A 20,968-nucleotide genomic window follows, 5' to 3' on the forward strand; every position below is an offset into this window, starting at 1 on the left:
GAGGGGATCAACGCCCTTGTGGACCGCGGCATTCCGCACAACGGGATGCCGGTTTCATTCACCGGGACGGCGGCACACGGGAACGGCCGCGCGGTGGGCGGGCATGCCGAACCGGCAGCCCTGACGTCGGGGGGTTGTCGCCAGGACCGCCGGGGATCTCGGGTCGCCTCAGATCGACTGGCCCTTGCCGCGCAGCCACGCCGCCGGGTCGACCCCGGTGGAGTCGCCGCCCGGGTGGACCTCCATGTGGAGGTGCGCGCCGGTGACGTTGCCGGTGGCGCCGACGCGGCCGATGGTCTCGCCGGTGGTGACCTTCTGGCCGGCGCTGACGTTCATCGAGGACTGGTGGCAGAACCAGACCTCGGTGCCGTCGTCGAGTTCGAGGACCGTGCGGTAGCCGTACGCACCCGCCCAGCCGGCTTCCTTGATGGTGCCGGAGTGGACGGCCTTGATGGGCGTGCCCGTCGGGGCCGCGAAGTCCAGGCCGGTGTGGTAGCCGGAGGACCACATGGAGCCGGGCTGACCGAAGGTGCCGGTGAGCGTGTACGAGGCGACGGGGAGGGTGTAGCTCTTCGCGAGCTTGGCCAGGCGCTCCGCCTCGGCCTTCTTCTTGGCCTCGGCCTCGGCTTTCTTCTTCGCGGCGGCCTTCTCGGCGGCGATCTTCTTCTCGGCCGCGGACTGCTTGGCGGCGGCCTGTTCGGCTGCCTGCTTGACGGCGGCTTCCTCGGCGGCCTTCTGGACCGCGTCGTCCGCCTGGTCCTGCTGGTTCTCGGCCTGCTCCATGATGCGGGCCCGCAGTGCCTCGCCCGCGTCCGTGGTGCCCTGCTCGGCGTCGGCGGTGCTGAGGCCCGCGGCGCTGAGGGGCGCGGCGGCGGTCGTCACGCCACTGTCCGCGGAAGCTTCGCCTGACGAGCCGTCGGATATCAAGGACCCCACGCCCGGAAGCGACTTGGCCTCCGGCAGCGAGTCCGTGACGGCCGAGAGGTCCGGCATCGCGATGGAGACCGGGGGCTTGCCGTCCTGCGCGGTGGCGATGCCACCCGCGCCGACGGCGGCGATGACGCCTACGCCGAGGACCGTGGAGCTGCGGGCGAGCCCGCCACCACCCCGCTTGTGGACGCGGTGCCTGCCGCGGACGGGACGGATGGACTCCTCGGTGGGGTTCCATTCCTCCCAGGAATTGTCGTCGTACCCACCGAAATCGTCGTCATTCGGTACGTAAACGCCTTGGGGGGCAGGGCGGTTGGACGCCACGGGGGCGCACTCCTTTCCTTCCTTCTCGCCTACCGGGTTAGCTGACGGGTTCGGAGCAGGAAGGTCTCCTACGAACATCTGGCACGGATGCACAGACGCCCGATTCACCCCAATTAGTGGTTCCCCGGCTCCCTTTCGGGATTAGGCGCGTGCGCGCGGAGCCGACTCGAGTGACGGCTGGGACGACCGCGCTGCGTTATCGAACGTTAATAGACAGCAGGGCGGTATTCCAAGCTGTTCCGGCTGATCGTTAACGCTCACGGCCCGTACTTATCGGGACACCGAGGGCCGGAACGGGGCGAGTTGCCCCCACTTCTTCACACACCGGAGCTTCACATCTCCTTGACAGTACGTCAGTTGTTATGCGGAGTGGTGTCCTTCCGTCACGGCCGGTGACATGGGCCGCCGCACCGCCAGCAACGCCATGTCGTCCGTGCCCCCGCCGCCGGTGTGGCGCCGCACTTCCTCGACGAGCGTCGTCAGGAGCGCGTCGGGTCCGCCGGGCCCCGGGAAGATCCGGCCGCCGAGCCGCGCCGCCGGGTCGTAGAAGTCGCCCCGGACGTCACGCGCCTCGGAGAGCCCGTCGGTGAAGAGCAGCAGCATCGCCCCCGGCGGGAACTCCGTCTCGTCCGCGCGGTCCGGCCAGGCGCCGAGCTCGCCCATCCCGAGCGGCAACGCGGGCTCGGTGGCCGACAGGACGCACAGCCGCCCGTCGCCGCGCAGGAGCAGCGGGCCCGGGTGTCCGCGGTTGATGAGACGCACCGGACCGTCGCCGTGCGGGATCTCCGCGAGGACGGCGGTGGTGAACCCCTCGAAGGCGTCGAGCCCGTCGCGCCGCGTGCCTTCACGCGCGAGGGCACGCTCCAGGCGCTGCGCCACCGCCTCCAGGGTGGTCTCCTGCTCGGCGGCCTCCCGGAACGCCCCGATCACCACGGCCACGGCCGCCACCGCGCCCATGCCCTTGCCCCGTACGTCGCCGACGACGACGCGTACGCCGTGCGGGGTGTCCTGCACGGCGTACAGATCGCCGCCGATGAACGCGTCGGCCTCCGCGGCCTCGTACCGCGCCGCGACATCGAGACCGCCGATGCGGGGGTCCGGCTGCGGCAGCACGGCGCGCTGGGCGGCCTCGGAGATGGAGCGGGCGGATGCGAGCTGTTTGTCGCCGCGGCGTACGACGCGGTTGATGACGACGGCGAGGACGGCGACGGTCACCACCGTGATCAGTTCGGTGGTGGCCTCGACGTCGGTGGCCGTACTGGTCTTGAAGTGCAGGGCGAGCACGGCGGTGCAGGAGGCGACGCCGATGAGGATGGTGCTGAGCAGCGAGTAAAAAGGCGCGGCGATGAGCGGGGCCGCGGTGAACAGGGGCACGGCGGTGAACCTGGGCGGGGTCGACACGTCGTACACGATGCCGAGGACGATGAGCAGCAGGGGGAGAGCCCGCACGAGCGCCCGCTCGTGCCGGACATCGGGACGCTTGCCGCCCCCGCCGTCTCCTCCTCGCTGCCCCACTCACTCAGGGTTCCCGGAGGGGCCGCGTGGGGCGACCGGTGTGGGCCGACCGGGTTACCGGCCGTATTGCTCAGGAACACCGACTTCACCTCGGCGGCGGAAACACCGAAGGCCCGGATCCATTTCTGGATCCGGGCCTTCGGTCTTTAGTAGCGGGGACAGGATTTGAACCTGCGACCTCTGGGTTATGAGCCCAGCGAGCTACCGAGCTGCTCCACCCCGCGCCGTTGAATGCAACTCTACGCCATCAGGGGGAGTGAAAGCGAACCGGCGGCGAACCGCCTACGAACGGGGCCTTCCGCTCACGCGTTCTCGGCGTGCGTCAGCGTCTCCCAGGCCACGAACAGGTCGTCCGTTCCCTCGGGCCGCTGCTCGCGCGTCAGCCTCTCCGTCTCCGGCAGGTCGAGCCGCAGCCGTTCCCGCAGGTGGTTGAGGCCGACCTCGGTGTCGGGCCCCATGTCGCGCCGCACCTTGCCGCCGCACAGCCAGTCCGGCGCCACGGCGCCCAGCTGGTATCCGGAGTGGAATTCCAGCGCGGCCCGCAGCCGCTCCTTGACCTCGCCGTACAGGTCGACGCCTTGGTGCCAGGCGGTCTCGGCGATGTGCGCGGTGGCCGCGAGGGAGTAGCTCGCGTGCTTGAAGTTCCGGCACGTCTCCTGGGAAAGGCCGTCGGCGAAGGTCTTCTGCCCGAACCAGTATTTCTGGAGCTTCTCCGCGGTGTCGATGCCGCTGCCCGCGGGCGACACGGGCAGCGGTCCGTCCGACTCCAGATAGAAATAGGCGGGCACGCGGGTCCTGAAGTGCGTCACCGCCTTCTCGAAGGACTCGTGGTCGTCGAGGAAGACGGCCATGCTGATGGTCGCGTCGGCCATCAGGAGATCCCAGTTGCCGTTGAAGTCGGCCGCGCCGTCACGCACTTGCGGCAGATAGGCGTTGCGCAGCATCCGCTCGAAGCGGAGGAGTTCGCCGTCGGTCCAGCCGTCGTAGGTGTACCGCACGGCTTCGGCCGCGCGTGCCCACGAGGAAGCGGCCCAGGCCGTCTGGAGCCCCGCGTTGGCCTCGGTGTGCCGGGTGATCACCCGCGCCCAGGCGTCCATGATCTGCACGGCCTTCCTGGCGTGCGCGCGGTCGCCGGTGATGTTCCAGAGCAGGGCCTGCGTGTACGCGGCGATGGCGTCCTCGCGCTCCTCGACGCAGCCTCGGCCCGCGCGGGTGCCGGCCGGGCACGCGACGACCGCGTACGGCTTGGCCGTGTAGTCGTCGGCGCCGTACCTGCTGTCCCGCATCTGCTCGAACGCCGTCAGCCAGGGCTGCTCGCGCGCCGCGACATGGGCGCGCACGCGGTCCAGCTGCGCCTTGCTGACGAGGACCCCGGGGTGCTCGAAGGCCAGTTCGGCGGGGCGCGCCCGCTCGGTGGCCTTGCCGGACCCGCCCCCCGACCCGCCGCAGGCCGCCGAGACCCCGACGAGCAGCGGCACGAGCACCATCACGAGAGCCCGCCGTACGGAACCCATGCTGTACCTCCGGATCGTCCACCTGGCAGGCACAGCGTCACTCGCGGACAGCGGGCGCGCAGGCGAGGCGGGGCCGTTCGGGCGACCGGCGGGGCGTCCCTGAACGCACCGAAGGCCCAGTTCGGGGGACTCCCCCGAACTGGGCCTTCTCGGTAGACCGTGTGGGACTCGAACCCACAACCAATGGATTAAAAGTCCACTGCTCTGCCAATTGAGCTAACGGTCCGTGCGGATGCACCCCACGAGCATAGCCGCAGAGGCCCCGCCATCCGATCGGGTATCGCCTCCTGGGCCCGTCGCGCGGTCCGCGACGGGCCCAGGGCAGCCGCCGAGAGCTCGGGGGACGGCCGAACTCACGGGCGGGGAAAGGCCCTTGTACGTACTCCAGACCGAGCGGATCTTCTTGCCGGCCGCCGCCAGCGTGCCACCGATACGCCGAAGGGCCCGCACGACGGTGGACGTCGTGCGGGCCCTTCGTTCAGGCGGAAGCGGCTAGAGATCAGCCGTTGCGCTTCCAGCGCGGCTTGTCGTCGCGGCGGCCGAAGGAGCCGGTGCCCGTGCCGGTGCCGGACGTGCCCGAGTTGCGGTTGTACGACGGGCGGTCGTGGCCACCGGAGCGGAAGCCACCGGAGCCGCCCGCGGGACGGTCGTCGCGGCGGTCACGGTTGAACGGACGGTCGCTGCCACGGTGGCCGCCGGAGGGGCGGTCGTCGCGGCGGAAGCCGGAGCCACCGCGGTCGTTGCGGTCACGGTTGAAGCCACCGCCACCCTCACGACGGTCGCCACCACGGAAGCCGCCCGAGGGACGGTCGTTGCGGTCACGGTTGAAGCCGCCACCCTCACGACGGTCGCCACCACGGAAACCACCACGGTCGCCGCCCGACGGGCGGTCGTCACGACGGAAGCCGGAGCCACCGCGGTCGTTGCGGTCACGGTTGAAGCCACCGCCACCCTCGCGACGGTCACCGCCACGGAAGCCGCCCGAGGGACGGTCGTTGCGGTCACGGTTGAAGCCGCCACCCTCACGACGGTCGCCACCACGGAAACCACCACGGTCGCCGCCCTCACGACGGTCGCCGCCGCGGAAGCCGCCACGGTCACCCGACGCACGGTCGTCACGACGCTCGAAGGAACGGCCACCGCGGTCGTCGCGGCGCTCACGCTCGTAGTTGCCGCGCTCGTCACGCTGCGGACGGCGCTCCTCGCGAGGAGCGGCCGCGGGCTGCTCCGGTACGGAGACAGCGGCCTCGACCTCGGCCTCGGCGGCGGCGGTGGCCTCGGCGACCGCGGTCTCCGGGTCGTCGCCACGCTCGCGGGCGGCACGCGCGGTGAGACGCGAGGCCTCCTCGCGCAGCTCCGTCGCGCGGCGGGTCGCGCGCTCCAGCTCCTTGGTGAGGTCCTTGACCTCACGCTCGGCCTGGGTCGCCGCGTTGCCCGCGGAGTCGGCCTGCACCTCGGTCATCGAACGGGCGCCGGTGATCTCGGCGACCTCCGGGTCGAAGGTGCCGCCGCCGTTGATGATGTGACGCGTGGCGTCGACGCCCGCGTCCTCCATCAGGCGGAAGATCTGGCGGCGCTGGTGCGGCAGGGACAGGGACACGACCGTGCCGGAGCGGCCCGCGCGAGCGGTACGGCCGGAGCGGTGCAGGTAGTCCTTGTGGTCGCCGGCCGGGTCCACGTTCAGGACCAGGTCGATGCCGTCGACGTGGATGCCGCGCGCGGCGACGTCGGTGGCGACGAGCGCGTTGACGTAGCCCTTCTTGAAGTCCTCAAGAACGCGCGTACGGGCGCCCTGCGTCATGCCGCCGTGCAGCGCGTCGGCCTTCACGCCGGACTCGCAGAGCTGCTCGGCGATACGGTCCGCGCCCAGCTGGGTGCGGACGAAGATGATCGTGCGGCCCTTGCGCGAGGCGATGGCGGCCGTGACGGGCGCCTTGTCCCGCGGCTTCACGATCAGGATGTGGTGGGTCATGGTCGTGACGTTGCCCTGGGCGCTGTCGACCTCGTGCGTGACCGGGTTGTTCAGGTAGCGCTTGACCAGCGTGGAGATCTCGTTCTCCATCGTGGCCGAGAACAGCATGCGCTGGCCGCCGGACGGAACCTGGTCGAGCAGCTCGGTGACCTCGGGCAGGAAGCCCAGGTCGGACATCTGGTCGGCCTCGTCGAGCACCGCGATCTGGGTGTTCTCGAGCGAGCAGGCGCCACGGCTGATGATGTCGCGCAGGCGGCCCGGGGTGGCGACGAGGATGTCGACGCCGCGCTCGAGGGCGTAGATCTGGTTGCCCATCGACGTACCGCCGCAGACGACCTTCATCTTCAGGCCGAGCACGTCGCCGTACGGCTGGAGCGCGTCCGCGACCTGCATCGCGAGCTCACGCGTCGGCGTGAGGATGACGCCGCGGGGCTTCTTCTTCTCGGTGCGGCCCTCGGAGGCCAGCGTCGCCAGCATCGGCAGGCCGAAGGAGAGGGTCTTGCCGGAGCCGGTGCGGCCACGGCCGAGGATGTCCTTGCCGGCCAGGGCGTCCGGGATGGTCGCGGCCTGGATCGGGAAGGGAGAGGTCACGCCGTTCTGGGCGAGCTTGCGGACGATGCCCTCGGGCAGTCCGAGGTCACCGAAGGTGGGGCCGGTCTCGGCCTCTTCGGCGTCTTCTTCGACCTCGGCGGCAGCCTCGGTCTCCGCGACGACCTGCTCGGCGGCCTCCACGACGTCGGCGACGTCGGTGGCCTGGACCGTCTCGACGGCCTCGGCTGCGTCGACGGTGGGCTCCACCGTCAGCTCGTCGGTCGTCTCGTTCTCGGGCAGGACGGCGTGGTCAGAGTGAGAAATGGACATGCGAAATGCGAAACCTTCCGGAGTCTCGGCACGCGCCCGTCAACTCCGTGATTTCGCAATGGACCGCCTCTATGCGGTCAGCCACGGCAAGGGAGAGTACGCGCCACGCGGCGCTCTTCTTTTTCGGCGCCGGGCAAATGGGATCAAACGATCTACCACCATACGCACCCAACCCCCCAGAAGGCAAACCGCACCCTCCGGGGCACCTTGGATTCCACCCCTTACGGCTCGTCTCACCTGCGACGAAGCGGGTTTCGGACAGGGGCGAACCGCCTCAAGTCACCCGAGCCACCCCCGCCGGCCGAGCCACCCCCGCCGACCGAGCCGCCTCAGGCCGGACCCGCCTCCGGCGACGGTTCGCGCGCCCTGAGCCCTTCCGACCGCTCCCCCAGCTGCGCGCCCTGCTTCGGCTCCTCGTGCGCCGACGACGAGGGCTCCGGAGTGGGCTCGGGAGTCGGCGTCGGGGTCGGCTTCGGGGGATCAGGCGTCGGCGTGGGGCGCGGCGCGTCGGGCTTGGTCCTGGTGGGCGAGGGGCGCCCGTCGCCCGTCGGCGGGGCGGGGTCGCCGCCGCCGGACGCGGAGGCCGAGGCCTGGGCCGCGTCGGAACCGGACCCGCCGCGCGCGCCCGAACCCCCCTTGCCCTTGCCCTTCCCCTTGCCGTTCTTGCCGCCCTTGCCGCGTTTGCCGCCCTTCCCGTCGTCGCGGCCACCGCCGCGGCCACCGGCGGAATCGGCACCCGGCGTGCCCCCTCCGCCGTCGGGGGCGGCCGCCGCGCTGCGCTCGCCGACGGACCGCGCGGGTCCCGGCTCACCGCCGTCGTCGCCGATGCTCATGCAGCCCGCGGTCGCCATGACGGCCACCGCCGCCGCGGCCAATCGGACAGGAACGTACAACGGGCGCACGGCCTAGCACCTCCGAGGCGCTGAGAAGCGGGGACGCCCTACCCAACTCCCTTGCCCCGCAAGAGGACACGGACCGGCGGGCGGACCTGCCGCCTTCCGTCAGCCGTACCCCAGGGCGTGCAGGCGCTCGTCGTCGATCCCGAAGTGATGTGCGACTTCGTGCACGACGGTGATCTCGGTCTCCGCGACCACGTCCTCGCGCGACTCGCACATACGCAGCGTCGGACCCCGGTAGATCGTGATCCGGTCCGGCAGCACTCCCGCGTACCACTCGCCCCGGTCCGTCAGCGGCGTTCCCTCGTAGAGCCCGAGCAGCTCCGGGTCCTCGGCCGGTGGTTCGTCCTCCACGAACACCGCCACGTTGTCCATCAACCGCGTCAACTCGGGAGGAATCCGGTCAAGCGCCTCGGCGACCAGTTCCTCGAACTCTTCCCGCGTCATCTCCAGCACACCCCCATTGTCGGCCACCGCCCCGCATGGCCGCCCCTCCCCATGGGCATACGGGCCCAATGGCCCGCGACTTCCGTGCGCTCGCCGCCCTCGTACGCCACTACCGATCCCGCCACCCCCATCCGGTCGGCGAGCTCATCAGCCCTCCGCATCCCTACGGACGCGCCCTGGGCCTGGTCGCGGTCGTCCTCTTCGGCGCCTGGCTCGGCCTGCTGATCGTCGGCAGCGTGCACGCCCCCGTGGGACCCATGGACACCCGGATGACGCTGCGCCCCTCACTCACCGGCGGCACGAAGATCGACGTCTCCCCGCTCGGCGCCCTGGAGCTGCGCTCGCACATCGCGCCCATCCGCCTGGACGTGGACGTGGACCGGCTCGACCCGGTCCGCGCCCAGGCCCTGGTCGACCACCCCGAGCGGATCGCGGGACTCCAGGACGAGGTCGCCGAGGACGTCGGGCACGGCACGCTCGACCTGGCCGTACGTTCCTGCGCCGCCGTCGTCGCGGGCGCCACGGCACTGGGCCTCGCGGTCTACCGGCGCCCCCGCCGGGCCCTCGCGGCCGGCGGCCTCGCCCTGGCCCTGCTCGCCGCGTCGGGCGCGGCGGCGTACGCGACGTGGAACCCGAAGTCCGTCCTGGAGCCGAAGTTCTCCGGCCTCCTCAGCAGCGCGCCGTCGGTGGTCGGCAACGCGCGCAGCATCGTGAGCGAGTTCGACGTCTACCAGCAGGAGTTGGCGCGCCTGGTCACCAACGTGACCAAGCTGTACGACGTGACGTCGACGCTCCCCGCGTACCAGCCGGACCCGTCCACGATCCGCGTCCTGCACGTCTCGGACATCCACCTCAACCCGGCGAGCTGGACGATCATCGCCTCGCTTGTGGAGCAGTACGACATCAACGTCATCGTCGACTCCGGCGACACGATGGACCACGGGAGCTCCGCCGAGAACCCCTTCCTGGACCCGATCAAGGACCTGGGCGCCCCCTACGTCTGGGTCCGCGGCAACCACGACTCGGCCAGCACCCAGCGCTACCTCCAGGGCATGAAGAACGTCCACGTACTGGACGAGGGCAGGGCCGTGTCGGTCGCGGGCCTGCGGTTCGCCGGGACGGGCGATCCGCAGTACACCCCGGACCGCTCGGTGGCGGCGGAGGGCAAGCCCGCCGAGGAGATGGCGGGCATCCGCCTCGCCTCCGCCCTGCGCGACCAGCAGACGGCGGGCACCCCCGTGGACGTGGCCGTCGCGCACAACCCCGATGCCGCGCGGGAGACGGACGGCGAGGTGCCGCTCGTCCTGGCGGGCCACGTCCACCACTCGGAGATGGAGGTCATGGACGGCGGGACCCGGCTGCGCATCGAGGGATCCACGGGTGGCAGCGGGCTTCGGGCGGTGGAGGGCAAGTACCCCGACCCGGTGGAGATGTCGGTCCTCTATCTGGACCGGGAGACCCGGCGGCTTCAGGCCTGGGACGAGATCAAGCTGGGCGGCCTCGGGCTGACGAAGGCGGAGGTCAGCCGCCATCTGCCCAAGGAGAACCAGCCCGGGGCGACCCCGTCGCCGGCCCCTCCCGGGCGCTCCCCGGACAGCGGGCCCCCGGCCCCCCGATAACCGTTTTGGCGATAGCTCCCCGCATCCCATATGCTTCTCACGTCCCCGACGCGCTGCAAAGCGCCCAGGTGGGCCCTTAGCCCTCATCGTCTAGTGGCCCAGGACGCCGCCCTTTCAAGGCGGTAGCACGGGTTCGAATCCCGTTGGGGGCACGCAACACCTTGTGCGAGACTAGTGCTCGCACAAAGCTTGGTCCTGTGGAGCAGTTTGGAGTGCTCGCCACCCTGTCAAGGTGGAGGCCGCGGGTTCAAATCCCGTCAGGACCGCTTGCGATTCCACGCGGATCGCGTGGCTGGGTAGCTCAGTTGGTACGAGCGATCGCCTGAAAAGCGATAGGTCGCCGGTTCGATCCCGGCCCCAGCCACCTCTTCGAAGGCCCCGTCCGCTGGACGGGGCCTTCGCCGTTCCCCCTCTAACTCCTGCTCGTTCACCCCGCGGGCGCCGCCGCATGGGCCGCCGGCCTGTCCCGTCCGCCGGGGTGCCGGTGCCGCCAGACCCAGAACACAACGGACGCGAGGACCGCCCACCCGGCGAGAACCAGGAACGGGAAGGCGTGCTGGTGGCTGCCGAAGTACACCGCCGTGTGCTGCGCGTTCACCGACGCGCCCGGCGGCAGCCACTGCCCGATGTGGCCGAGCACCGAGGGGAGCAGGGGCCAGGACACCGCGCCGCCCGACGACGGGTTGCCCAGGAGCACCATCAGGCCCCACGTCGGGATCATCGCCCAGCGCCCGAACATCGTGTTGAACATCGTGAAGACCATCCCCGACGCGAACATCGTCAGCGCCAGGATCAGCCACGACTCGACGAACGGCAGATCCACCGCCCCCAGCCACCAGTCCACCACCGCCGCGATCACGAAGCCGCCGAGCAGGGAGTAGAGGATGGTGAAGGCGATGCGCTCGGCCGGGTTCAGCCCCCGGGCGTGCACGCTCAGCTGGATCGCCCCGACGAAGCCGATGATCACCGCGGCCAGCGAGATGTAGAAGATCGCGAGCCCTCGCGGGTCGCCCTCCTGGAGGGGCTTGATGTCCTTCACCGTCACCGGCACCCCCACCTCCTTGCCCACCTTCGGCGCCGCCTCGGCGAGCAGCTGGGCGACCGAGGCTCCCGAGGCGCCGGAGACGTCGAACGTCACCTTGTCCCCCGGAGCCACCGAGAGGATCGCGAAGACCTTCTGTTCGGCCACCGCGTCGCGTGCCGCGGCGACGCTGTCGTACTCGTGCACCTCCAGGGAGGCGTTCAGCGCCTTCTCCATGCCGTCGAGGAAGGCCTTGCCCTGCGTGGCCTCCTGGGCGCCGACCACCGCGGTGGGGATGTGATGCGGGGTCGGCTTCGCCATGGAGTAGGTGTACGAGCCCGCGAAGAGCCCCGCGGCGGCCGCCAGGATGAACACCAGCACGACCGCGGGCAGGAAGGGCGAGTCCTTGAACGCCGACCACCGCTCACGCCCGGTGGGAGCCCTTCCGTGCGCGCCGTGAGCGCCGTGTGCTCCCTGCCGGTGTTCCTCGTGATCAAGCTGTTCGGCCATACGAATCAGGCTAAAACACCTGAAACGGACTCACCCCTGCTCGGCCTCAACCGGCCCACTCGTCCGCCTCCGCCACGCCCGCACCGCGAGTCCCGCACCCACCAGCGCCACCACTCCCACGAGCAGCACCGCATCCGGCACGGCGCGGCCCACGCCCCCGGCCCACCGCTCCACGGCGAACGAGTCGTCCACGTCGAGGAGACCCGGCAGCGCGGTGGTCCCGTCGTACGCGAGGAAGAGGGCGCCCAGAGCCACGAAGAACAGCCCCGACAGGAGCGAGGTCGTGTGCAGTTCGAAGCGGCCGATCCGGAAGGCGCGCCCCCGCAGCCACCGCCGCCGTCCGAGGTCGAACCGCTCCCAGAGCAGGGCGAGCACGAACAGCGGCACCGCCATCCCCAGGGCGTAGACGGCGAGCAGCAGTCCCCCGTAGACAGGGCTCCCGCTCACCGCGGCCACGGTGAGGACGCTGCCGAGGATCGGGCCCGCGCAGAACCCCGCGAGCCCGTACACCGCGCCAAGGGCGTACACGGAGACCGCCGTCGTCGGCCGGATGCGCCCCGACAGCTCGGACATCTTCCGCGAGGCGAACCCCATGCCCACGACCTGGAGCACGCCGAGCGCGATGATCAGCCACCCGGCGACGAGCACCAGCTGGTCCCGGTGCCCGAAGAAGAACCGCCCGGCGACCGAGCCCGCCGCGCCCAGCGGCACCAGGGTCGTGGCGAGGCCGGCGTAGAAGATGCCGGTGCGTGCGAGCAGCCGTGAGGTCGAGTCGATCGAGTACGCGAAGAAGGCGGGAAGCAGCAGCGCGCTGCACGGGCTGATCAGGGCGAGGAGACCTCCCAGGAACGCCGCGAAGTACCCGACGTCGGCGGTCACTTGTCCGCCGTCGCGGACGACTTGGCCGTCTTCGCCGCCTGCTCGATGGCCTGGTCGAAGACCTCGTCCGGCTGCGCACCGGAGATGGGCCGCCCGTTGACCAGGAAGGACGGGGTCGACGTGGCCCCCAGGCCGTACGCCTCCTCCTGGTCCTTCTTCACCGCGGCCTTCGCGGCGGCGCTGCCCGCGTCGTCCGAGAAGCGGCCGATGTCCTTGACCCCGGCCTCCTTCGCGAGCTCCTTCAGGCGCTCGCCCCCGAAGCCCTTCTCCTTGGCGCCCTCGGCGTACGCCGCCGCGTGGAACTGCCAGAAGCGCCCCTGCTGTCCGGCGGCCCACGCGCCCCGCGCCGCCGACTCGGAGTCCGCGCCGAAGATCGGGAAGTTGCGCCACTCGATGCGCAGGGTGCCGTCCTCGACGTACTTCTTCATGAGGCCCGGCTCGGTGTCGCGGGCGAACTTCCCGCAGTAGCCGCACTTGAAGTCGGCGTACTCGATGAGCACGACCGGCGCGTCCTTGCGGCCCTCGGCGAGGGGGTCCCCGGCGTCGCGCCGGGCGAGCTTCGCCAGCTCCGGGTAGACCCCGGCCTGCGGGTCGGCGGAGACGTCCGCGGCGGCCTCCTCCTTCGCGGTGACCGAGGAGGGCTCGTCGGGCTTGGTGGCGCTGTAGGAGGCGGCGCCGAGGAGCAGGGCGGCGACGGCCACGCCTGCCCCGATGGCGATGTTCTTCTTCTTGTTGTTGCCGCTCTTGGGCATCTGGGAGTTCTCGCTGTTCCTGTACGTGATGGAAGGGGCCCCTGGACGGGGGCCTCTACACGCGCAGGATCGAGAGATCGACCGGAGAGGGCGGTGTGAGCGGCGGCGGCCCGCGCTCCGGCGTCAGCAGCGGCACGGTCTGCCCGACGCCCCACGCGCCGGACGTGGCGTGGGCCTGGTGCAGGGCAGGCAGCAGCTCGTACGCGGAACTGGAGCGCGGCGGCGCCGCGGGTGCCTGACCGGTGTCCTGCTGGCCGCCCTTGCCGCAGCCCGGCACCCCGGCGGACACCTCGGCCTGCACCGACGCCTTGGGCTTCGCGACGGTCGGCTCCGCGGCCACGGCGGGCCCGCAGAACGCCCCGAGCACGATGAGCAGCACCCCGAGGAGGGAGCACCACGACAGACGCGTACGGGACGACATGCCCGGAATCGTACGTGCCCCGGCGCCCCGCCCGATAAATCGGTTCGCCACCTCCGAGCGGCGGGTGAGATCCTGGACGCCGTTATGTCTACGCAGCCTGCCCTCACCCTCGACGCCCTCGCCCCGCGCCTGTCCGAGCTGTCGCTGCGCGACGAGCACCGGATCGGCCGCCGGCTCGAGGGTGCGCGCCGGATCCGCAAGCCCGATGCCCGAGCCGCCGTCCTCGCCGAGATCGCGGCGGACGTCGACAAGGCCGCGGCCCGGATGGCCGAGCGGGGCAGCCGTCTGCCCAAGATCACGTATCCGCAAGAGCTGCCGGTCAGCCAGAAGAAGGACGACATCGCCGAGGCGATCCGCGACCACCAGGTCGTGATCGTGGCGGGCGAGACGGGCTCGGGCAAGACCACGCAGATCCCCAAGATCTGCATGGAGCTCGGGCGTGGCGTCCGGGGCATGATCGGGCACACCCAGCCGCGCCGTATCGCGGCCCGTACGGTCGCCGAGCGCGTGGCCGACGAGTTGGACACCCCGCTCGGCGAGGCCGTCGGCTGGAAGGTCCGCTTCACGGACCAGGTGGGCGCCGACACGTACGTGAAGCTGATGACGGACGGCATCCTCCTTGCCGAGATCCAGACGGACCGCGAGCTGCGCGCGTACGACACGATCATCATCGACGAGGCCCACGAGCGGTCCCTCAACATCGACTTCCTGCTCGGCTATCTCGCCCAGCTGCTGCCCAGGCGCCCGGACCTGAAGGTCGTCATCACCTCGGCGACCATCGACCCGGAGCGGTTCTCCCGGCACTTCGGGGAAGCCCCGATCGTCGAGGTCAGCGGCCGTACGTATCCGGTCGAGGTGCGTTATCGCCCGCTCCTGGAAGAGGACGCGGAAGACAGCGACCGGGACCAGATCACCGCGATCACCGACGCCGTCGAGGAGCTCCAGGCCGAGGGCAAGGGCGACATCCTCGTCTTCCTCTCCGGAGAGCGCGAGATCCGGGACACGGCGGACGCGCTGAACAAGAAGAACTACAGGTTCACCGAGGTCCTCCCCCTCTACGCCCGGCTCTCGCACGCCGAGCAGCATCGCGTGTTCCAGCAGCACACGGGAAGACGCATCGTCCTCGCTACGAACGTCGCCGAGACCTCCCTGACCGTGCCGGGCATCAAGTACGTCATCGACCCCGGCACGGCCCGCATCTCCCGCTACAGCCACCGCACGAAGGTGCAGCGGCTGCCCATCGAGGCGATCAGCCAGGCCAGCGCCAACCAGCGCAAGGGCCGCTGCGGGCGTACGTCGGACGGCATCTGCATCCGCCTCTACTCGGAGGACGACTTCGTCTCCCGCCCCGAGTTCACCGACGCGGAGATCCTGCGCACCAACCTCGCCTCGGTCATCCTGCAGATGACCGCCGCCGGTCTCGGCGAGATCGAGAAGTTCCCCTTCATCGACCCGCCGGACCACCGCAACATCCGCGACGGTGTCCAGCTCCTCCAGGAACTGGGTGCGCTGGACCCGACGCAGAAGGACCCGAAGAAGCGCCTCACCGAGCAGGGCCGCAAGCTCAGCCAGCTCCCCGTCGACCCGCGCCTGGCCCGCATGGTCCTGGAGGCCGACAAGAACGGCTGCGTACGCGAGGTCATGGTGATCGCCGCCGCGCTCTCCATCCAGGACCCGCGCGAGCGCCCGGCCGAGAAGCAGACGCAGGCCGACCAGCAGCACGCGCGCTTCAAGGACGAGACGTCCGACTTCCTCGCCTTCCTCAACCTGTGGCGGTACATCCGCGAGCAGCAGAAGGAGCGCGGCTCGTCCTCGTTCCGCCGGATGTGCAAGTCGGAGTACCTGAACTTCCTGCGCATCCGCGAGTGGCAGGACATCTACACGCAGCTGCGCACGGTGGCCAAGCAGCTGGGCATCCACGTCAACGAGGACGACGCCCCCGAGCAGCACGTCCACATCTCGCTCCTGTCCGGCCTGCTCTCCCACATCGGGATGAAGGACGTGAAGGAGTCGAAGGAGAGCAAGGAGAAGGACCCCAAGCAGCGCGGCGGCGGCCGGGGCGAGTATCTGGGCGCCCGTGGCGCCAAGTTCGCGGTCTTCCCCGGCTCCGCGCTCTTCAAGAAGCCCCCGCGGTTCATCATGTCCGCGGAGCTGGTGGAGACCTCCCGCCTCTGGGCCCGTGTGAACGCGCGGATCGAGCCCGAATGGGTCGAACCGCTCGCCCAGCACCTCCTGAAGCGCACGTACAGCGAGCCGCACTGGGAGAAGGACCAGGCCGCGGTGATGGCGGTCGAGAAGGTGACGCTGTACGGCGTCCCGCTGGTCACCGACCGCAAGGTGAACTACGGGCGCATCGACCCCGAGGTCTCCCGCGACCTGTTCATCCGCAACGCGCTGGTCGAGGGCGACTGGCGCACGCACCACAAGTTCTTCGCCGCCAACCGCCGCCTGTTGACCGAGGTGGAGGAGCTCGAGCACCGCGCGAGGCGCCGCGACATCCTCGTCGACGACGAGACGCTCTTCGACTTCTACGACCAGCGGGTGCCCGCGGACGTGGTGTCCGGCGCGCACTTCGACTCCTGGTGGAAGAAGAAGCAGCGGGAAGAGCCCGAACTGCTCGACTTCGAGCGGTCGATGCTCATCAACGAGCGCGCGGGCGACGTCTCGAAGGACGACTACCCCGACACGTGGCGCCAGGGGCCGCTCAAGTTCAAGGTGACGTACCAGTTCGAGCCGGGCGCGGACGCGGACGGCGTCACGGTGCACGTACCGCTCCAGGTCCTGAACCAGGTCACGGCGGACGGCTTCGACTGGCAGATCCCGGGCCTGCGCGAGGAGGTCGTGATCGAGCTGATCCGCTCCCTGCCGAAACCGATCCGCCGGCACTACGTCCCCGCGCCCAACTACGCGAAGGCGTTCCTGGAGCGGGCGGTGCCCCTCCAGGAGCCGCTGCACGTGACCCTGGCCCGGGAGCTCCAGCGGATGGTCGGCGTCCCCGTCTCTCCGGACGACTTCGACCTCACCCGCGTACCGGACCACCTGAAGATCACCTTCCGGATCACCGACGAGCGGCGCAAGAAGCTCGCCGAGGACAAGGACCTGGAGGCGCTGAAGCTCCAGCTCCGCCCGAAGGCCCGCAAGGCCCTCTCCCAGGCCGCCGCGGCGACCGCCGAACGGAGCGGGGGCGCGGCCGTCGAACGGTCCGGCCTCACGGACTGGTCCATCGGCTCCCTCAGCCGCGTCTTCGAGACGCGACGCGCGGGCCAGCCGGTGAAGGCGTACCCGGCGCTCGTGGACGACGGCGCCGAGGCAGGCACGGTCTCCGTACGTCTCTTCGACACCGAGGCCGAGCAGCAGCAGGCGATGTGGAAGGGCACGCGCCGCCTCATCCTGCTCAACATCCCGGTGAATCCGGCCAAGTTCGCCTCCGACAAGCTGACGAACGCCCAGAAGATCGCCCTGTCGGCGAACCCGCACGGCTCCATCCAGGCGCTCTTCGCGGACTGCGCGATGGCGGCGGCGGACAAGCTCATCGGTGACTTCGGCGGGCCCGCCTGGGACGAGGAGTCGTACCGCAAGCTGTACGAGAAGGTGCGTGCCGACATCGTCGACACCACCGTCCGCACGGTGAGCCAGGTCCAGCAGGTCCTCGCCGCCTGGCAGGCCTGCGAGCGCCGCCTGAAGTCCACGAAGAGCCCGACGCTCCTGGCCAACCTCACGGACGTCCGGACCCAGTTGGACGCCCTCGTCGGCCCCGGCTTCGTCACGGCCACGGGAATCCGCCGCCTGGCGGACCTGATGCGCTACATGACGGCCGCGGACCGGCGCCTCCAGCAGATGCCGACGAACGTCCAGCGGGACACGTCACGCATGGAGAAGGTCCACGAGATGCAGGACGAGTACGCCTGGCTCCTGGAGCAGCTCCCGCAGGGGCGCCCCGTGCCGCGGGAGGTCCTGGACATCCGCTGGATGCTGGAGGAGCTCCGGGTCAGCTATTTCGCGCACGCGCTCGGCACGGCGTACCCCGTCTCGGACAAGCGGATCGTGAAGGCGATCGACGCGGCCGCACCGTGATCACCCGCGCACCCTGGGTGAGTTCGACCGCCGGGCCTGCGCTGCTGTAGAGTCCTGTCTCGCAGCGCAACGCAGCACTGAGCGCCGCAAAGCAAGGTCCTGTGGAGCAGTTTGGAGTGCTCGCCACCCTGTCAAGGTGGAGGCCGCGGGTTCAAATCCCGTCAGGACCGCAGTAGAAGAGGGGCCGCACCCGCCAGCCGGGAGCGGCCCCTCTCGCATGCCGCCACACCCTCCGAGCCTGCCCGCCACAAGACCGACGCGCAGGCCGCGCCCGCGGCGAAGCCGCAATCAGACACAGCAAATCCCGTCAGGACCGCAGAAAAAGAAGGGCCGCACCCGCCAGCCGGATGCGGCCCCTCTCGCATGCCGCCACACCCTCCGAGCCTGCCCGCCACAAGACCGACGCGCAGGCCGCGCCCGCGGCGAAGCCGCAATCAGACACAGCAAATCCCGTCAGGACCGCAGAAAAAGAAGGGCCGCACCCGCCAGCCGGATGCGGCCCCTCTCGCATGCCGCCACACCCTCCGAGCCTGCCCGCCACAAGACCGACGCGCAGGCCGCGCCCGCGGCGAAGCCGCAATCAGGCGGGTGCGGCCTCTCTCGCACCACACCACCGAACCCCCTCGTCACAGCAGGCCGCACCCGTCAGCCGGATGCGGTCCCTCTCGCGTGCGGGCATCTTGACTGCGTCACATTCCGCCGGTACCCAGACATCAGGGAACGGGGCGGGACCGGTTCCTCATCTGGAGGTGGCGCATGACGGCTTCAGCGGCGTCCGCACGGCACGAGACTCGCGCTCTCCTGCGGGCCCATCTCTCCGCGGCGACGAGCTATCGCCACCTGACCCGGCACTGCCCGATCTGCCACCGGCTCGAACGGCTGGCCCTGGAAACCTCCTCCGCCACCCAGAGCGGCTGTGAGGGCGGCTGCGAGCCGGCCGAGGACGAAAGTCCCCCGAACGCGTGACCAAAGCCGACCCGCGACCCACCCCGGTGGTGGGAGGGTGAGGGGTAGGGCCCGCGGGTGCGTTGAAGGCGCGTCGAACCAGCGACCGTCAACTCCCCTGCGCCATCCGGGATCTCCTCTAGCCCAGAGGTGTCGCGGGCAACAAGGTTCCCGGCATGTGACGGGTGTCACCGAAGTAGTTTTTGAAACCCCCGAACTTACACCCCTCCTACAACCGGTCAATTTAATATGTGCAATTGCACCACCCCGCGCAGCGTCCCCCAGACGTCCGCCCGGGCGCCGCAAGGCCGGCGGAAGGGTGGCACCACAGCCTCCCCACAGCGTGGCCCCAGCACTCCTCAGAGACCAACAAGCCCGCCCACAGCGGCGCTCACCAGCACCTCCTGGGCGCACAAAAAAGATCGCGCTGGACCCGGCGGAGTCCAGCGCGATCGAAACGACTCACCCATGAGGCTCAGGCGTGGGACCCGTTGGGGCGGGACCCGCGTCGTGTGTAGCTAGGGGTCGGACGGTGCGGCCGAGTTGGGGGACCCGGCAGCGGGCGTACTTTTCGTCCTGGTACTGCGGTTATGCGGTAAATCAGGCCTCGCTGCGCTGCTGCGGGATACCCGCGAGCAGTGCGCGGACCTCGGCCTCGCGGTAACGGCGATGCCCGCCGAGCGTGCGAATCGACGTGAGCTTGCCAGCCTTGGCCCAGCGCGTCACCGTCTTCGGGTCGACGCGGAACATCGTGGCAACCTCAGCCGGGGTCAGCAGCGGCTCGGCATCAGGGGTGCGAGCGGTCATGAGCGGCCTCCTCGGAGAACCGAACCTTCTCGGTTCATTCCTCTAAATTCTGCACCTTGACCCGCGTTGCCCGAAATGGCGGACGCGAGTCGAGTCGGTTATAGGACGAACGGCTTGTCCTCGGCACTACAACTACACCATCCGTCCAGCCACGTCGGCCAAACCGATGGAATTGCCCTCCCAGGTGTCTATCAGCGACGGAAGCCGATGGACCATGCCATAGCGGACAGTCACGCCACAGTGACGATCAGTCACAGAGCGATCAGGAGTCAACAGACCCCCCATAGCGTGCAATGCTGAGCATTCCGCCCACACATGGACGGAAGGAGCCCTCCCCGGACTCCTTGTCCTATTTTGGCACGAGGGGGGGCGATGGGCGCAAGGGCCCCGTAAGTGCGGTCCATCACGCTTGACACAAAAGCCCGGATCGGGACCTACGTCCTGTGTAGGCGCCACGTGGGGATCACCCACGGACGCCCGGCTGACGCGCGGTTCGGCCACCGGCCGGTGCTCAGTTCGAGACCCGAACGACGTTCAGTTCGAGAACTGGCGGTCCCTGACCGCCCTCCATCGCTCCATGAGCCTCGCATACGCCTCGCCGGCACCCTCGCCGTCGCCGTTGCGCAGCGCTTCGATTCCCTCCGCCACGTCCGCCGCCGAGTGGTCCGCGTCCAGCTGCTCCTCGGTCAGCGCGTGCACGAGCCCGCCGTAGTCGAGCTCGACCAGGGAGCGCGGATGGAACTCCTCGAGCCACCGGCCCACATCCGTGAGCCCGTCGACGAGCGGCCCTTCGTCGACCGTGTCCCGCAGCGTCCTGAGCCCGCGGGCCACCCGGCGCCGCGCCTGCACCATCGGCGTGCGGTAGCGCAGGACGGGCGCACAGGCCGCCTCCGCACCCTCGCCGTCCGTGCCCTCCTCGCCCCTCTTCTCGTACCCCTTCTCGAACTGACGCTCCTCGTCCGCGACGAGCACGAACCAGTTCAGCGGCACCTGCCACGTCGACGTACGGATCCAGGGGCGCGCGTCAGGGTTCCGGACGAGCCACTGCTCGTAGTCCGCGGCCGTCTGGCGGCGCACCACGGGCGGCAGGACCGCGTCGAGCACCGGGACCGGCAGCTGCCCCGGCAGCTCCCCCAGGGCCTGCCAGCCGCGCAGCCGGGTGCGCCAGGGGCAGACGCACACCACTCCGTCCGCCTCGACCACGAACGCGTCGCTGCTCTCGTGCACCGGTACGGGCACCGGCGGTGTGGGGAGCAAGTCCACCAGGGAGCGCCTCAGTTCGTCCTGGTACGAGGGTCGGTCGGTGCGACGCGCGTAGCGGGACCAGTGGTCGCGCTCGGGCTCCGGGAAAGCGGCGAGGGGCTCATAGACGCGCAAGTAGGACGCGTACGGGACGACCAACGAAGACACCTTGGGCACGGCTGCTCCCTCCCCCGCGTACCGGCTGGAAAACACTGCAAATCGTGCCATGGCCGAACTCC

Annotated in this window: 15 protein-coding genes, 6 tRNA genes and 1 riboswitch; of the genes, 7 read left to right on the top strand and 14 right to left on the bottom strand. The window is 70.3% G+C overall.

Features of this window, described 5'->3' with window-relative positions; all coding sequences use genetic code 11:
- Nucleotides 1-168: 168 nt before the first annotated feature.
- The 8 genes from ACWGIH_RS14185 to ACWGIH_RS14220 form a co-directional block, all read right to left on the bottom strand.
- Complete coding sequence (locus tag ACWGIH_RS14185; RefSeq protein ID WP_453448409.1) at nt 169-1,254, bottom strand: M23 family metallopeptidase; 1,086 nt, start codon at nt 1,252-1,254, stop codon at nt 169-171.
- A gap of 11 nt (nt 1,255-1,265) precedes the next feature.
- Nucleotides 1,266-1,412, bottom strand: a riboswitch (cyclic di-AMP (ydaO/yuaA leader).
- A gap of 202 nt (nt 1,413-1,614) precedes the next feature.
- Nucleotides 1,615-2,769 carry a PP2C family protein-serine/threonine phosphatase gene (locus ACWGIH_RS14190; RefSeq protein WP_453448410.1) on the bottom strand — a complete coding sequence of 385 codons (1,155 nt, stop codon included), beginning with the start codon at nt 2,767-2,769 and terminating at the stop codon, nt 1,615-1,617.
- 150 nt (nt 2,770-2,919) lie between these two features.
- Nucleotides 2,920-2,993 (bottom strand) — tRNA-Met (locus ACWGIH_RS14195).
- A gap of 78 nt (nt 2,994-3,071) precedes the next feature.
- Nucleotides 3,072-4,283: an alginate lyase family protein gene (locus ACWGIH_RS14200; RefSeq protein ID WP_453448411.1), complete on the bottom strand. Its 1,212-nt coding sequence runs from the start codon at nt 4,281-4,283 to the stop codon at nt 3,072-3,074.
- Nucleotides 4,284-4,436: 153 nt separating this feature from the next.
- Nucleotides 4,437-4,509: transfer RNA gene (locus ACWGIH_RS14205), tRNA-Lys, on the bottom strand.
- Between the two features lie 273 nt (nt 4,510-4,782).
- Complete coding sequence (locus tag ACWGIH_RS14210; RefSeq protein WP_453691645.1) at nt 4,783-7,116, bottom strand: DEAD/DEAH box helicase; 2,334 nt, start codon at nt 7,114-7,116, stop codon at nt 4,783-4,785.
- Nucleotides 7,117-7,445: 329 nt separating this feature from the next.
- A complete protein-coding gene (locus ACWGIH_RS14215) occupies nt 7,446-8,018 on the bottom strand; it encodes a hypothetical protein (protein ID WP_453448413.1) in 573 nt (190 codons plus the stop codon).
- Between the two features lie 99 nt (nt 8,019-8,117).
- Nucleotides 8,118-8,468 (bottom strand): metallopeptidase family protein, encoded by a 351-nt coding sequence (locus ACWGIH_RS14220; RefSeq protein ID WP_190082831.1) that lies wholly within the window; start codon nt 8,466-8,468, stop codon nt 8,118-8,120.
- A 59-nt stretch (nt 8,469-8,527) separates the two neighbouring features.
- Here ACWGIH_RS14220 and ACWGIH_RS14225 point away from each other — a divergent pair, with 59 nt between their 5' ends.
- The 4 genes from ACWGIH_RS14225 to ACWGIH_RS14240 all read left to right on the top strand — a co-directional run bounded on the left by ACWGIH_RS14225 (nt 8,528) and on the right by ACWGIH_RS14240 (nt 10,442).
- Nucleotides 8,528-10,078, top strand: coding sequence for a metallophosphoesterase family protein (locus tag ACWGIH_RS14225; RefSeq protein WP_453448414.1), 1,551 nt, complete (start codon nt 8,528-8,530; stop codon nt 10,076-10,078).
- A 79-nt stretch (nt 10,079-10,157) separates the two neighbouring features.
- Nucleotides 10,158-10,230, top strand: a tRNA-Glu gene (locus tag ACWGIH_RS14230).
- 39 nt (nt 10,231-10,269) lie between these two features.
- Nucleotides 10,270-10,344: transfer RNA gene (locus ACWGIH_RS14235), tRNA-Asp, on the top strand.
- Between the two features lie 24 nt (nt 10,345-10,368).
- Nucleotides 10,369-10,442 (top strand) — tRNA-Phe (locus ACWGIH_RS14240).
- Between the two features lie 63 nt (nt 10,443-10,505).
- Here ACWGIH_RS14240 and ACWGIH_RS14245 read toward each other — a convergent pair.
- From ACWGIH_RS14245 to ACWGIH_RS14260, 4 genes are read right to left on the bottom strand one after another with little or no spacing between them, the layout of a single operon-like run.
- On the bottom strand, nt 10,506-11,609 hold the full coding sequence (locus ACWGIH_RS14245) for an ABC transporter permease (RefSeq protein ID WP_453448415.1): 1,104 nt from the start codon (nt 11,607-11,609) through the stop codon (nt 10,506-10,508).
- A 30-nt stretch (nt 11,610-11,639) separates the two neighbouring features.
- Nucleotides 11,640-12,488 (bottom strand): cytochrome c biogenesis CcdA family protein, encoded by an 849-nt coding sequence (locus ACWGIH_RS14250; protein WP_453448416.1) that lies wholly within the window; start codon nt 12,486-12,488, stop codon nt 11,640-11,642.
- The gene (locus ACWGIH_RS14255) at nt 12,485-13,240 is read right to left on the bottom strand and encodes a DsbA family protein (RefSeq protein WP_453448417.1); all 756 of its coding nucleotides are present in this window, start codon (nt 13,238-13,240) and stop codon (nt 12,485-12,487) included. The genes ACWGIH_RS14250 and ACWGIH_RS14255 overlap by 4 nt, the downstream gene beginning before the upstream one ends.
- A 55-nt stretch (nt 13,241-13,295) precedes the next feature.
- Entirely contained in the window at nt 13,296-13,661 is a 366-nt protein-coding gene (locus ACWGIH_RS14260) for a hypothetical protein (RefSeq protein ID WP_453448418.1), read from the bottom strand.
- Between the two features lie 84 nt (nt 13,662-13,745).
- On the opposite strand from ACWGIH_RS14260, the gene hrpA reads away from it, so the two are divergent.
- From hrpA to ACWGIH_RS14275, 3 genes are all read left to right on the top strand, one after another.
- Nucleotides 13,746-17,735, top strand: a complete 3,990-nt coding sequence (gene hrpA, locus ACWGIH_RS14265; RefSeq protein ID WP_453448419.1) for an ATP-dependent RNA helicase HrpA — start codon at nt 13,746-13,748, stop codon at nt 17,733-17,735.
- Nucleotides 17,736-17,830: 95 nt separating this feature from the next.
- A tRNA-Asp gene (locus ACWGIH_RS14270) sits at nt 17,831-17,905 on the top strand.
- A 586-nt stretch (nt 17,906-18,491) separates the two neighbouring features.
- A complete protein-coding gene (locus ACWGIH_RS14275) occupies nt 18,492-18,701 on the top strand; it encodes a DUF6274 family protein (protein WP_453448420.1) in 210 nt (69 codons plus the stop codon).
- Nucleotides 18,702-19,280: 579 nt separating this feature from the next.
- Here ACWGIH_RS14275 and bldC read toward each other — a convergent pair.
- Both bldC and ACWGIH_RS14285 read right to left on the bottom strand, forming a co-directional pair.
- Complete coding sequence (gene bldC / locus ACWGIH_RS14280) at nt 19,281-19,487, bottom strand: developmental transcriptional regulator BldC (protein ID WP_003949541.1); 207 nt, start codon at nt 19,485-19,487, stop codon at nt 19,281-19,283.
- 534 nt (nt 19,488-20,021) lie between these two features.
- Entirely contained in the window at nt 20,022-20,906 is an 885-nt protein-coding gene (locus ACWGIH_RS14285; protein WP_453448421.1) for a hypothetical protein, read from the bottom strand.
- Nucleotides 20,907-20,968 lie beyond the last annotated feature (62 nt).

Source organism: Streptomyces sp. NPDC054872, assembly GCF_053610705.1.